The sequence below is a fragment of the Citreicoccus inhibens genome, from assembly GCF_019039035.1.
Taxonomy (GTDB): domain Bacteria; phylum Myxococcota; class Myxococcia; order Myxococcales; family Myxococcaceae; genus Citreicoccus; species Citreicoccus inhibens.
Map to the genome: position 1 here is coordinate 474,257 of NZ_JAHNZT010000002.1, position 13,031 is coordinate 487,287.

A 13,031-nucleotide genomic window follows, 5' to 3' on the forward strand; every position below is an offset into this window, starting at 1 on the left:
ACGAGAACGGCCCCCACGAGGTGCGCTCGTGGAGGCCGTGGAACACGATTCATGTCTGAGCCGCCGGCGCCCCACCCTCGAGGCGGAGGCTCACGGATGCGTCACTCGCCGCGCGACAGCCGGGCGATGTAGTCCGCCGGCAGCCCCGCGCTGCGGGCACCGCGAACGAGCGCCTCGATGAACCGCGGGCTCACGGGCCCATCCTGGGACGCGCGACGAGGATTGGTGACGAAGGCCGTGGCCTCCAGCTCTCGCCCGTTGACCCGAACGCGCACCGGACGCTCGATGCACATGCCGGTGACGAAGCCCTCCTTGTGCTGAACGATGGGCCAGTCCTTCCCAGCGATCTCGAACAGCCGGCCGTACACCCGGCGCCCCGGGACATCCGTGAGGCCCGCCACGCGGCCACCCCACCACCGGGAGGGGAAGTCATAGACGAGGTCGACGTCCACCGCCTCGGCCACCTCCCCCGCCGGGAGGTCGAAGAAGCCGTAGCTGTGTTGATCCCGCCACTCCTCGAAGGCCGCTCGGTCGAGGATGGTCGAGTACGCGAAATACAGCCGCGGCGCCGCGCCCTCTGCCGCCCCGCGCGCCTTCATCACCTGATCGTAATGTGAGTCCATGCTCCCTCTCCTACCTGCCCTTGCGCGCGCCCGTGTCGTCGCGGAAGGCACCGAGCACTCCCGCCACGTCCAACCGGGACGTCTTGATGAACAGTCGTAATGCGCGCTCGACGTGGTCGCCCAGGGTGGCCATGCGCTCCAGCCGCTGCAACCGCTCGTGGGGAACGTTGCCGGCCTGCTCCGCCAGACGCCGCGCCTCCGCCAGGTCCGCGCGGATGCGCGCCACGAAGCCCGCCTCGCGCTCCTCGATGACGTGCGTCACCATGCGCACCAGGTCCGTCTCCGCGCGGTAGCGCCAGACGGTGTCCTGCGGCACGCGCACGCGCTGGACGACGCCCCAGCGCTCCAAGTCTCGGAGCAGCATGGAGACGCCGCCCTTGGAGAGATCCAGCTCGCGCTCAATCTCTCCCGCCGTCAGCGGCTCGCCGCGCAGGTAGAGCAGCCCCCAGACGCGTCCCTGGTTGCGCTTGAAGCCCCAGAACTCGATGACGTTGCCCACCGCGTCCACCGCGATGGCTTCCCACGGCGCCAGCCGGGCGTTCTCTGTTGGCGCCTCGGGGCGCTGGCTACCGGGCCCCCCCGTCCACAGGTAGCCTTTCATGCAGCGCGTCCTTTCACCTGTTCCGCGATGCCTTCCGACAGCCGGCGCGCCCAGCTCACCAACTCCGCGCCCGCGGGCACGTCGGCGTAGTGCCCGAGCTTGTCGAGCGACGCCTCGATCTCCAGGTTCATGTGCGCCATGGAGGACTCCACCGCGCCCGTCGCCTCGATGGCGGCGCCGATCTCCCGCGTGCGCTCCGGCGTGATCACGGAGAAGGCCCACGCGTCCTTCAGCTTGCGGCGCAGGGACTCATCCTTCGCCACGGCCAGGAGGATGGGCATGGAGGGCGTGCGCGAGTGCACGTCCGCGTAGCGCGGCTTGCCCACGTCGGTGCCGAGGATGTCGCGGATGTCGTCGGCGATCTGGAACGCCACGCCCAGGTGGCGACCGAACCCGTCGAAGCGCGCCACCGCGTCCGGCGCCATCCCGAGCGTGGCGGCGGCGTTGCCGCACCAGCCGAACAGCGAACCCGTCTTGCCCTCGGCGATGAACCGCAGGCGGGACATGGGCAGGTCCAGGTCGCCGCGCGCCTCCACCTCGGCGATGGCGGCGCGGGTCATCTCCGCGACCACGGACAGCGCGCTCTGCGTCAGCCGCGAATCCAGCTCGGACAGGCGCTGCAACCCCGTGGAGAGGATGAGGTCGCCGCTCATCACCGCGACGATGTTGCCCCAGCGAGCGTTCACGGTGGGCCGTCCGCGACGGAACATGCCCGCGTCCACCACGTCATCATGCAGGAGGCTGGCCGAGTGGATCAGCTCGGCCGCCACGGCCACGTCCACCAGCTTCTCCGCCTCCACCCCGACCGCGGCGCCGAACAGCCGCACCAGCATGGGGCGCGCCCGCTTGCTGCCGCTGCCCAGGCACAGGTGACGGGCCGCCTCCATCAGCGTGTCGCCCTTCACGTCTGGACCGGCATTCCCATCCACCAACATGGAGCCCAGCCGCTGCTCCACATTCCCCAGAAAATCCGTCAGCTCGCGAGCCAGATCCATGTGCGCCCTCTCCTGGTCCGTTCATATAGTTCAAGACCGCTTGAACTGCACCTGAATCCCGCCGAGGCGCCGGGCGAGGAGTCAGGGGGATTCGAGGGTCGTGGCCGGCGGGTGGGCAGGCGTGCGTCGAGGGTTCACCGGACGTCCGGTTGAGCCTCGTCCGCGGGCCATGCGACAGACGGGAGGACTCGCAACACCTCGCTTGAAATCGCGTTGCCTCCCACCGCGCTCCGCCGCCATGTCGCTCGGGGACTCGGGGCTCTCGCCTCGGGCGTCCCATTGTTCCGCCCAGGCACCTCGCTGCCGGGCGCCAGCGCGCCCCTGATGGGCGCTCCGCCCCCGGGTGCTGCGAAGGCGAGAGGGATCACGCGGGGGCGACTGAGGCAGTCGCTGCGGGTGTCCGTGACGGAGGGGATGTTCGCGGAGGTGTTCACCGCGTGCGCCGGGGCGACGGTGCTCACGGCGTGGGCCGTCGCGCTGAAGCTGGGCCCGTTCCTCGTGGGGGTGATGACGGCGCTGCCCTTCTTCGCGCAGTTCGTTCAGTTCCCGGCGGCGTGGCTGACAGGCGGGTTCGGCCACCGGCGCGTGGCGCTCGCGGCGGTGTGCCTGTCGCGCCTGGTGATGTTCCCGCTCGCGCTGGTGCCCTGGCTGGACTGGGGGCTCGTGGCCACGCAGCGGTTGCTCCTGGCCATCGCGGGCGCATCGGCGGTGCTCGGTGTGGTGGGCAACAATGCCTGGGTGGCGTGGATGGGCGAGTTGGTGCCGCACGCCGTCCGAGGCCGCTTCTTCGGGCGGCGCACCGCGCTCACCACCCTGGCGGGAACGGTCGTGTCGCTCGCGGCGGGCGGGCTCATGGATCGCTTGCGCCCCGACGGGGGCGTGGGTGTGGCCCTCCCCCTGCTCGCCCTGGTGGGATGTGGGATCGGGATCATCACCACGTTGCTGATGGCCCTTCAGCACGACCCCGCGCCTCCGGGCCCCCTCCCAGCGCGCGCGATGCAGGCCGCGCTTCAACCGTTGAAGGACGTCCGCGTGCGCGGCGTGCTCGTGTACCAGGTGGCGTGGAACGCGGCGGTGGGTGTGTCCGCGCCGTTCTTCGCGCTGCACAGCCTCCAGAACCTCCAGATGACGTTCGTCCTCATGGCGCTGCACGCGGCGGCCGTCGCGGCGGTTCGCATCCTCACCGTGCCTTGGTGGGGGCAGGTGATTGATCGCGTGGGCGCGCAGCCCGTGTTGCTTGGGTGCTCGCTGGGCATCGGCGTCATCCCCGCGCTGTGGCTGCTGCCCTCGGCGGACTGCCTGTGGCCGCTGGTGTTCGACGCGGTGCTCGCGGGCGCGCTCTGGGGAGGTCATGCCCTGGCCATCTTCGCGCTGCCCCTCACGGTCGCGCCGCGCGAGGGGCGCCCCTTCTACCTCGCGGCCTTCGCCACGGCCGGAGGGCTGGCCTACACGGCGGCGGCGGCGCTCGGGGGAGGCATCGCCGCGCGACTCCCCGCCACCTTCACGCTCGGCGGGCTGCCGTGGGTCAACCTCCACGTGCTGTTCGTGCTCTCGTCGGTGGCACGGCTGGCGGCCGCGTTGCTCGTCACGCACGTGGACGAGCCAGGAGCGCGACCCGTGCGCTCCCTGGGCGCGCTCCTGCCGCGCTGGCTGACTCGGCCTGCCTTTGACACGGCGCTCGCTCGGTCGCGAGCGCGCGCGCCCCGGCGCTGAATCACCTCCGCGGCATCAGATGCGGTAGTCGCTCACCACTTCGGCCACGCGCTCCGAGAGCGTCTTGAGCGCCTGGGCCGAGTCGCTGGTCGTGGAGATGCGCTTCACCGTGTCGCCCATCACCACGTTCAGCTCGTTCACGGCGGTGAAGATCTGCTCGATGCCGGTGGCCTGCTGGTTGACCGTCTGGGCGATCTGCCGGGCGGACACCACGCTGTCGCGCACGATGGAGGACAGCTGGGTCAGCGTGTCTCCGGACGTGCGCACCTGCGCGAGCCCCGACTCCATGCGCTGGGTTCCCGCGGCGGTGATCTCCACCGTGGCGATGATGGCCGTGCTGATGTCCGCGAGGATCTGCCGCACCTGGTTGGTCGCGCGGATGGACTGGTCCGCCAGCCCGCGAATCTCGCGCGCCACCACCGCGAAGCCCTTGCCGTGCTCACCCGAGCGCGCCGCCTCGATGGCCGCGTTGACGGCCAAGAGGTGGGACTGGTCCGCCAGATCCTTCACCGTCTCGGTGATGCCGCTGATCTGCTCGGTGCGCTCGCCCAGCGCCATGATGCGCTCGGCGATCTGCTCCACCTGCGTGCGCAGGTTCACCAGCCCATCGATGCTCGCGCTGATGGCGGACTCGCCCGTGCGCCCGAGGGCCTCCGCGCGCTCGGCCACCTCGATGACCGCCTCCGCTGAGCGCGAGGCCATGCTCGACGTCTGGCGAATCTCCTGCGCGGTGACCTGGGTCTCCTGGAGCGCGGCGGCGTGACGGGCCACCATCTCGTTCTGCTTGCCCGCCGAGTCCGTCAGGTGGCTCACCGAGCTGCGCAGCGCCTCGGACGACGACTGAAGCTGCTGGAGCAGGTCCTTCAGCTTGCCCACCATCATCGCGAACGCGCGCGCCAGCTGCCCCACTTCATCCGAGGACTGGATCTCCACCGGCACGCGCAGGTCGCCCTTCTCCGCGATGCGCCAGGCCACCTCGGTGAGCTGCACGAGCGGCGCGGCGATGCGCCGCCCCGTCACCACGCCCACCACGCCGAAGACGACCAGCGCGAGCACCAGCACCACGCTCACCTTCGCGGTGATGGCCTCCACCTTCGAGCGCGCGGCCGTTCGATCGAAGCCCACGTGCACGCTGCCCGATCCGCCCGCCACCGTCGCGCTCAGGTCGAGCAGCTCGGAGTCTCGGACATGGAAGAGCGCGCCGTTCTCCGCCTTGGCCAGCCGCTCTCGCAGCTCGCGCATGGCGTTGGCGTGATCTCCGGACACGGCCACCAGTTGGCCCGCGCCGTTGAACACCGCCACGTAGGCCACCTTGCCCGAGCGCGACACCGAGTCGATGGCCGACTGGATGGTGGCGTACTCGCGCGCGCTCAGCGCCTCCACGAGCGTGGAGGCCAGCGCGGATGGCAACCCCATCCCCACCTCCCGCGCCTGGTCCTCGAACGCCGCGCTGAGGCGCGGGATGAGGTACCCGAAAGAGAGGACGGAGAAGAAGAGCGCCACCGCGAGGGGCGCGAGCGTCAACTTCTGGGACAGAGAGAGTCGCATCCGGGCGTCGGGGACCGTAGGGCTTTCCGCGGGCGTCACGGGGAGTCCTTTCCACGCGAAGACGGGGAAGCTGAGCCCCTCTGGAGAATCCAGCGAGGCCCCATATTGTGAACGCGCCCGCCAAAGCAGCGCAACGCCCCTCGTCAGGAAACCCGTGCGGTCCCGCGGTTCCCGGGTACGCCGCGACCCGCGCGGTCCGAGCGTGACCTCAGGGCGCGAGTCGCGGATCCGGCGCGGACTGTTGACGCGTGGTCAACCGCTGACGCAACCCGCGGCGCGCGGGCTCCTCCACGTAGCGGAAAACCGCCAGGGACACGGCCACGGACAGGAGCGCATAGGCCGTGAAGAAGCCGGGCCCGCGCGACCACCAGCCCAGGCGCAGCGTCTGATCCACCGCGCGCAGCCAGTTGTTGAGGGGCGCGTGCAGCAGATAGAGCGCGTAGCTGGCCTCGCCCAGCCGCACGCAGATGCGATGCGACAGCGCACGCCCCAGGGGCTCTGTCCCGCCCGCGAGCCCCCACAACACGCACGCGAAGCCGGGCAGCAGCGCCACATCCTTGAACGCGAGCGCGGTGGGCTCCCAGCCATGCGCCATCAGCCCGAGGCTGGCCAGCCCGCCCACCGCGACGAGGGCCGCATCCCAGGGGGGAGACGCGCTCACGCGCTGGCGGCGCAGGCAGTACAGCCGACCGAGGAACACGCCCAGCAGGAAGTGCGGCAGCCGCAGCAGCGGGTTGTAGGCCCCGACCACCATCCACGCGTCATGCGACAGCAGGCCCCCCGGCGCCGCGACCGTGCGCTCCACCGCGAGCCACGCGACGACCAGGGCCGCCCCCGCGAGCACGCTGAGCCCCAGGGCCATGACGAGCCGCCGTGGCCCGAGGCGCAGCACCGGGAGCGCCGCGAAAGGGAACACCAGGTAGAAGAAGGCCTCGACGGACAGCGACCAGCCCGGACAGTTCCACTGGCACGCCGCGGCGGGAACCCACGCCTGGACCAACCCCGCGACGGCGGCACCCACTCCGCCGAGTTCCAACAGCGAGGCGCCCGAGAGCCCGCGCTCCTGCAACCCCTTGCTCACGAAGACAGGCGCCGCGAGGAGCAGGCCCACCAGGTACACGGGGTAGACGCGCGCGAACCGGGCGGCCCAGAAGGCTCGCGCCGGGACGCGCGCATTCGGCTCCGCACCCAGGTAGCTGTAGGCCAGGATGAAACCAGACAGCACGAAGAACAGCGTCACGCTGTTGGGCCCGCTCATGAGCGTCTGAACGAGCCAGCCCGGCATCCCCTCGCGATCCAGGTAGTGGAAAACCACGACGTGCGAGGCCGCGAGGAAGCGCAGACCGGTGAGCGCGGGCAACGAACGAGGAGCGAGGCTCATGGAGGCAGGCGCGGCAGCATGCACGAGCCTCTTGGGGACGGCAACGCCGGCGCGCTCAGCCGAGGCGTGTGCCGTCCGGACGCCGCCTGCCGACTAGCCCGCCTGCCGATGGGGCGCGCTCTCATCCCACCGCTGCATGATGGTGTTGGACGGAAGCGTCTCGTCCACCAGCTTCTTCGCCGCGTCCCCGCCCACGACCGGCAAGCCCTGCGGATCCAACAGGCCAATCTGCACCAGCACCGACGCCTGATCCCAATAGATGTGCTCGTGGCAGAGCTTGTCACCGCGGAAGTTCACGATGGCCACCAGCGGCACCTCCACGTACTTCCCCGTGGGCGCGATGCCCGGGAGCATCCAGTCCATCTCCACGTCGTGCGTGAAGCAGAACAGCACCTCGTCCACCAGCCGGTCCGCGCCGAGCGTGCGCGACATGGGGATCATCTTCGTGTCCTTGGGATTCTTGTGCACGAAGTGGTTCGCGTAGAAGCGCCGCAGGTGGTTGTAGCCCACGCCGCCGGTCATCACCGGGATGCTGTTGACGTACGGGTGCGCCACCATGGTGGCCATCGTCGCGTCCGCGTCCCGCGTGCCGAACTCGAACTCGCAGTGCTTCTCCCAGAGCATGCCCAGGTCGTAGTTCGGGCCCATCACCCGGTGGAACAGCGCGATGGAGCGCGAGTGCGCCATCATCTCCGCCGGGCGGTCATACGCCGCGGTGCCGTGGCGGTGAAACCCGTGGCGCACGTTCGGATACACATACAGCTCCACGGGCGAGTCCTTGCCCACGCGCTCCTTCACGCGCGCCACCGCGGTGGGCGGCACGAAGCCATCCTTCTCCGCGAAGTGCAGCACCATGGGCGCGCTCCCAGCTCCCGCCTCCGCCAGCACGTCATCCAGCCCGATGCCGCAGTAGGCCACCGCGCAGTCCACCAGGCCGCTCGCCGCGACCCGACACGCCAACGTCCCGCCCAGCCCGAATCCGAGCAGGCCCACCTTCTTGTCCCCCTTCTGCCCCACCACCTCGGGCATCGCCCGCGCCGCGTTCACCGTCGCCACGATGTCCGCCACTTCGGGCTCGCCTCGCCCGACCAGATCCGGCACCAGGACGACGTAGCCCTCCTCCGCGTAGAGCTCCGCCACTTGTCTCAGATGCGCGTTGCCGTCGAAGTCCTCCACCAGCAGCAGCACGAGCGCGGGACCACTCCCGCTCGCGGGACGGGTGATCCATGCCCGAAATGAGCTTCCGTCCTCGGCCGGAACTTCCAGATAGGTGTCGTTCATTGTCTCGCGCCCTCCCCGAGCGGACATTTTCACTGCGGCTGCGTCTCAACTGGAGACATCTTGGATTGTATCACCATGCGAGGCTTTGTGCTCGATTTTGGTTGTTTGATTCTCGCGAACACTTCGCGTCTGTCTTTGGTGGATGAATCAGCTCGCACTGCAATGACTGACAATGTCTCAGGGGTCTGTCCTGCCCCACGCGAAGGCTCACGCGTGGAGCGGGGGCGCGGAGCCGCGCGAGTCCCCGGCGCCCGCGGTGCGCTCCGGGGGCTGGCGGGGTAGACAGACGACGAAGGAGGTCCCATCCGTCGCGCTGGACGTCACGCGCAGAGAACCGCCGTGGGCCCGGACGATGCTCCGGGCGATGTAGAGGCCCAGCCCCAGGCCCTCGCGCGCGGAGGTCGTGGTGGCTTCGTCACCACGGCGGAACGGCTCGAAGAGCCGGGCCTGCAGGTGCGCGGGGATCGGCGCTCCCGCATTGTGGACTTCCACGATGGCCAGCTCCGAGCCGGAGACGCGCGTCGTCAGGCGCACCGGTGAGTCCGGCGGGCTGTATTTGAGGGCGTTGTCCAGCAGGTTGGCGACCACCTGCCCCAACCGGTCGAGGTCCCAAACACCCGGGAGGGAGTCACGACTGAACTCGCCTTGGATGACGCGCTGGGGATGCACCGTGCGCAGCTCATCCACCACCTTGCGGCACAGCTCGTTGAGGTCGCCCTCGCGAGGCGACACGGGGATGCCCGCCCCCAGGCTGGCGCGCGTGAAGTCGAGCAGCAGATCCACGATGTGGTGGATCCGCTCGCCGCCGCGCAGCACCCGCTCGAAGGCCTTGCGCTGCGCCCCGGGCAAGGCGGCCAGGGCGAGCTGCGACTGCGCCGTGGCGAGGATGGCGGACAGGGGCGTGCGGATGTCGTGGCCCACGATTCCCACCAGCTGGCGCTCCAGCTCGGTCGCGCGGGCCTGGGCCTCGGCGGCGTGGCGGCGCTCGGCCAGCTCGACGTCCTGGAGGCGGAGGCGCTCGCCGCGCAGGTACAGCTCCACGAAGACGGAGACCTTGGCCCGGAGGATGTCGGGGTCCACCGGCTTGAGGAGGTAGTCCACGGCGCCCTGCGCATACCCCCGCGTGACGTAGGTCGCCTCTCGGCTGATCGCGGTGATGAAGAGGATGGGCAGGTGCCGGGTGCGCTCTCGCGCGCGGATGAGGCGGGCCGTCTCCAGGCCGTCCAGCCCGGGCATCTGCACGTCCATCACCACGCAGGCGTAGTCATCCAGGAGCAGCGCCTTGAGCGCCTCGGCCCCTGATTGCACGGACACGACCTGCTGACCGAGCGGCTCCAGCGTCGCCTCCATGGCGGTCAGGTTCGCGGGGACGTCATCCACGACGAGGATGCGGGCACGTCCGACATGGCTCGCGGTATCGGGCGGTGGATTCGGCGGGGAGGAGGATGGGCGCATGGAGGTGGCTCGGTCAGTGGCCGGCATGGGCCGATGTCTCAGTGACACGCCCCCTGCGGTCGTGCCTCTGGGTCCAACAGCGCGCGCGAAAGACTCTCTTCCTCGTAACGCACCGCCCGCCGTTTATTTCGAAACACGACGGTGCGGTTGTTCGCCAGCCAACACCTCATCAGTCCCAGGGATGATGTGACTGATGGATTGAAGCCGGAAGACACCCGGGCTCGGCGTGTTCTCGCCCTGCCCCCTTGCCTGTCCGCCACCGTGGGGTCCGGCCTCAGGCCACGATTCAACAGGGCTGCCCTCCCCGCGTGCCCGGGTTGATGCGGGGCCCATCGTCCCTACCTCTCGTCGCGCCGCGAGTCCAAGCGGCCCTGCATGGGAGATGACATGAAGCTCGGGAAGACAATTCTGGCGTTGCTCGTCGAGGCCTGCGCGCTGCCGCTCACCGGATGTCTGGGACCGGAGGACGCCGCCACCGTGGATCCGCCCGCGGAGACCTGCGTGGGCGAGGAGTGTCCGTCACGCGGCAAGACGGAGACAGGCGTGCTGCTGCCCCAGGGCTACGCGGACGAGTGCGGCTTCGTGCCGTGTCCGGTGGTCATCGCGGGCTCGGTGTTGAAGCTGGCCGCGGACTGCACGACGGACACGGGCATCGCCGTGCCCAATGGGTTCACCTTGGATGGCGCCGGCTACACGGTGACGGCGGTGGATCCGCCCCAGGATCACTTCCGGGGCGCCATCGTCCGCAACTGCGGGAAGGCGGCGTACTTGAGGAACCTGCGGATCGCCGCCGAGGGACTCAAGGACATCTGTGACGCGGGTGAGGACGCGCTCCGCGGCATCCTGCTCGACGGCGCCTCCGGCTCCGTCTTCGATTCAGAGGTCTCGGGAATCAACCAGGGCGGCGGCCACAGCGGCTGTCAGGAAGGCACCGCCATCGAGGTGCGCAACCACGGCCACAACGCGCAGCTCCGGCAGGTGGATGTCCGCGGCAACATCGTTTCGACCTATCAGAAGTGCGGCATCCGGGCGGACGGCGCCGTGAAGGTGAACGTCTCCGACAACGTGCTCGCGGGCGTGGGCCCCACGCATGACATCGCGCAGATCGGCATCGAGTTCAGCGGCGGCGCCACCGGCACCATCATCGCGAACGACATCGCGGGTCACTCGTATACGGGCGCCACCGTGGCCAGCGGCATCCTGGTGGTGGGCGGTGAACTGTATGAACAGCCGCTCACCCACAAGCTCACCATCCAGCACAACCGGCTCGAGGACAACGACGTCGGCATCAACCTGGCGCAGGCCGAGGCGGAGGGAGATCCGCCCTCACGTCGAACAGACATCGAGGTGACCAACAACGTCCTGCGCTCCGCCGGGGTGACGAACGGCTTCGTCTACCAGTCGGCCATCGCGGACCTCGGCACGCACAACCACATCCACCACAACCTCATCTCGGGCCCGGGCTACGACCCGGCCACCCGGCCCGGCGCCACCTTCGCGGTGGACGTAACGGCGGGCGCTCCCGCGCGCGTGGACTTCGTCACCACCGAGCAGACCGTGCCCGTGGGCGCCTGTTCGAGCGAAGTGCTCGTGCAGAGCCAGGACGCCAACCGCAACCTCGTCGTCCCTCGCGAGACTCGCTTCACCCTCACCGCGACGGGCGCGGCGTCCCCGGGCTTCCACTTCTACGCGGACCCGACGTGCTCCGGCCCCACCCTCTCGCACGTCGAGCTGTCCAATCCCCAGGCCGAGGCGACCTTCTACTTCCGGGCGGTGCGTCCCGGCATGGTGACGCTGAAGGTCTCGAACGCCGAGCTGCATCAATCCCAGACACAACACATCCAGTAACGGGCGCCACCGGGCCGGTGGACCCGCGTCTCGCCGGCCCGGCCTCAGAAGGCCAGGTTGACCTGCAACGTGATGACGTTGGTGGTGCCCACGTCCTTGGCCAGCTGCACGTCGCCCACGAGCGCGGGGTCAGGCGACTGCTGGTGCGCAAGCTGATAGCGCAGCTTGAACGCCAGGGTGGGCGCGTCCACGAACCAGGCGAGCTGGACCTCTTCGATGTACAGCAGATCGTGGGCCAGCTCGGTGCTGGGGTTCAGGAAGCTCAGTCGCACGCCCACGTCGACGACCTTCTTGTAGACGACGTAGTCGGCCTGCACCCACGCGCCCACGCTGGTGAACCGCGGCGCGCCGTCCCCCTCCGGCTCGGTGCGCCGCAAGTAGGCCTCTCCAAAGAACGTGAAGCGCTGGGCCTGCACCATCAGGTCCACGCCGCCCGTGACGAACTTGCGCGGCCCCTTGGGCACGAGTTGGAACACGCCGGACTCGATGTTGAAGTTCTCGTCGATCTGCTCGATCTTCCCGCCCGCGCCCTGCACCGTGAAGGACACGCGGAACGGCGCGCCCTCCTTCCCGGACATGATGTACGGCAGCTCGCCGTAGCCCATGGGCCCCATGGGGCTGACGGTGAGGCGCAGGTTGGACACCCAGCGCCCGGGCATGGAGCGGATCGAGCGCAGCGGCGAGCCGCTGTAGATGCCGGCGTAGTACTCCAGCGTGTCCGTCGTCCCCAGGAACGTGATGCCCTTGTCGCGGCCGGTCCAGAAGTAGTTCGCCACCGGCGCGAACTCGGGGAAGAGGATCTGCTGCGGCCCCCAGGACTCGTGCCGGCTGAGGGGCGTGTAGTACTGCCCCACGCGCAAGCCCGCGGGCTTGAACGGCTGGAGGTCGATGAACGAGTCCAGCAGGTACGGCGCCAGCGGGGACGCCAGCTCCAGCGACGTCCAGAAGCTGATCCACGGCCGGTAGATGGTGCCGAACAGACGGGGCCGCAGGAACGGGAAGGCGGTGCGCGACTGCCCCTTTCCATCCACCCAGACCGGCTCGAGCTTGTAGGCGCTCTGGAGGCCGATTCCCAGAGAGTAGTTCCCATCGTCCGACACGATGCGGAAGCCCTTCTCCTTGGTGAAGCCCGTCTTGGGAGGCGCGTCCTTCTTCTCGTCCGAGGCGCCGGAGTCCTCGGACGTGCCCGAGCCGCCAGTGCCCTCGGCCGCTGGGGGCTTCGCGCCCTCCTGGGACGCGGAGGCATCCCCTTCGGGCACCGCGGACAGGGGGTTCTCCACCGGGGGATCGGACTGCTGCGCCTCGGCGCGCGCCCCCAGGCCCATCAAGCCCATCCACCCCGCGACCACCCAGCCCGCGCCCCACCACCGCCGCATGCGCCCGCTCCCACGCTTTCCCGGTCAAGGACTCGGAGGATGGTGGAGCGAACCCAAGGGGGCGGCATCACCGCCGCCAGTATGAACGCCTGTCCGCCAGCAGACGCCCCAGCGAGGGGCGGAAGCGGTGGGCGGACTCGCGCCATGCGAGGCCCCGGCGGCCCGTCCGCCCCACCCTGAAGAACATGCTCCGCGCTGACGCCGGTCCCT

Annotated in this window: 10 protein-coding genes; 2 read left to right on the forward strand and 8 right to left on the reverse strand. The window is 69.8% G+C overall.

The window, feature by feature from the left end; genetic code table 11:
• Nucleotides 1-101 precede the first annotated feature (101 nt).
• The 3 genes from KRR26_RS04465 to KRR26_RS04475 are packed head-to-tail and all read right to left on the reverse strand — an operon-like array spanning nt 102 to nt 2,219.
• Nucleotides 102-623 (reverse strand): gamma-glutamylcyclotransferase, encoded by a 522-nt coding sequence (locus tag KRR26_RS04465; RefSeq protein ID WP_217079185.1) that lies wholly within the window; start codon nt 621-623, stop codon nt 102-104.
• Nucleotides 624-633: 10 nt separating this feature from the next.
• Complete coding sequence (locus KRR26_RS04470) at nt 634-1,224, reverse strand: GbsR/MarR family transcriptional regulator (protein WP_120209515.1); 591 nt, start codon at nt 1,222-1,224, stop codon at nt 634-636.
• The gene (locus KRR26_RS04475) at nt 1,221-2,219 is read right to left on the reverse strand and encodes a polyprenyl synthetase family protein (protein ID WP_120209516.1); all 999 of its coding nucleotides are present in this window, start codon (nt 2,217-2,219) and stop codon (nt 1,221-1,223) included. The genes KRR26_RS04470 and KRR26_RS04475 overlap by 4 nt, the downstream gene beginning before the upstream one ends.
• 324 nt (nt 2,220-2,543) lie before the next feature.
• On the opposite strand from KRR26_RS04475, the gene KRR26_RS04480 reads away from it, so the two are divergent.
• On the forward strand, nt 2,544-3,932 hold the full coding sequence (locus KRR26_RS04480; RefSeq protein WP_236068313.1) for an MFS transporter: 1,389 nt from the start codon (nt 2,544-2,546) through the stop codon (nt 3,930-3,932).
• A gap of 15 nt (nt 3,933-3,947) precedes the next feature.
• Here KRR26_RS04480 and KRR26_RS04485 read toward each other — a convergent pair whose 3' ends face one another.
• From KRR26_RS04485 to KRR26_RS04500, 4 genes are all read right to left on the reverse strand, one after another.
• Nucleotides 3,948-5,480, reverse strand: coding sequence for a methyl-accepting chemotaxis protein (locus KRR26_RS04485; RefSeq protein WP_120209518.1), 1,533 nt, complete (start codon nt 5,478-5,480; stop codon nt 3,948-3,950).
• 208 nt (nt 5,481-5,688) lie between these two features.
• Nucleotides 5,689-6,861, reverse strand: a complete 1,173-nt coding sequence (locus tag KRR26_RS04490) for an acyltransferase family protein (protein WP_217079187.1) — start codon at nt 6,859-6,861, stop codon at nt 5,689-5,691.
• A gap of 93 nt (nt 6,862-6,954) precedes the next feature.
• Nucleotides 6,955-8,142 carry an alpha/beta fold hydrolase gene (locus KRR26_RS04495; protein ID WP_120209520.1) on the reverse strand — a complete coding sequence of 396 codons (1,188 nt, stop codon included), beginning with the start codon at nt 8,140-8,142 and terminating at the stop codon, nt 6,955-6,957.
• 207 nt (nt 8,143-8,349) lie between these two features.
• The gene (locus KRR26_RS04500; protein WP_233577391.1) at nt 8,350-9,597 is read right to left on the reverse strand and encodes a hybrid sensor histidine kinase/response regulator; all 1,248 of its coding nucleotides are present in this window, start codon (nt 9,595-9,597) and stop codon (nt 8,350-8,352) included.
• 387 nt (nt 9,598-9,984) lie between these two features.
• On the opposite strand from KRR26_RS04500, the gene KRR26_RS04505 reads away from it, so the two are divergent.
• Nucleotides 9,985-11,445 carry a right-handed parallel beta-helix repeat-containing protein gene (locus tag KRR26_RS04505; protein WP_158611557.1) on the forward strand — a complete coding sequence of 487 codons (1,461 nt, stop codon included), beginning with the start codon at nt 9,985-9,987 and terminating at the stop codon, nt 11,443-11,445.
• 44 nt (nt 11,446-11,489) lie between these two features.
• On the opposite strand, the gene KRR26_RS04510 is transcribed toward KRR26_RS04505, so the two are convergent.
• The gene (locus KRR26_RS04510) at nt 11,490-12,821 is read right to left on the reverse strand and encodes an OprO/OprP family phosphate-selective porin (protein WP_217079188.1); all 1,332 of its coding nucleotides are present in this window, start codon (nt 12,819-12,821) and stop codon (nt 11,490-11,492) included.
• Nucleotides 12,822-13,031 lie beyond the last annotated feature (210 nt).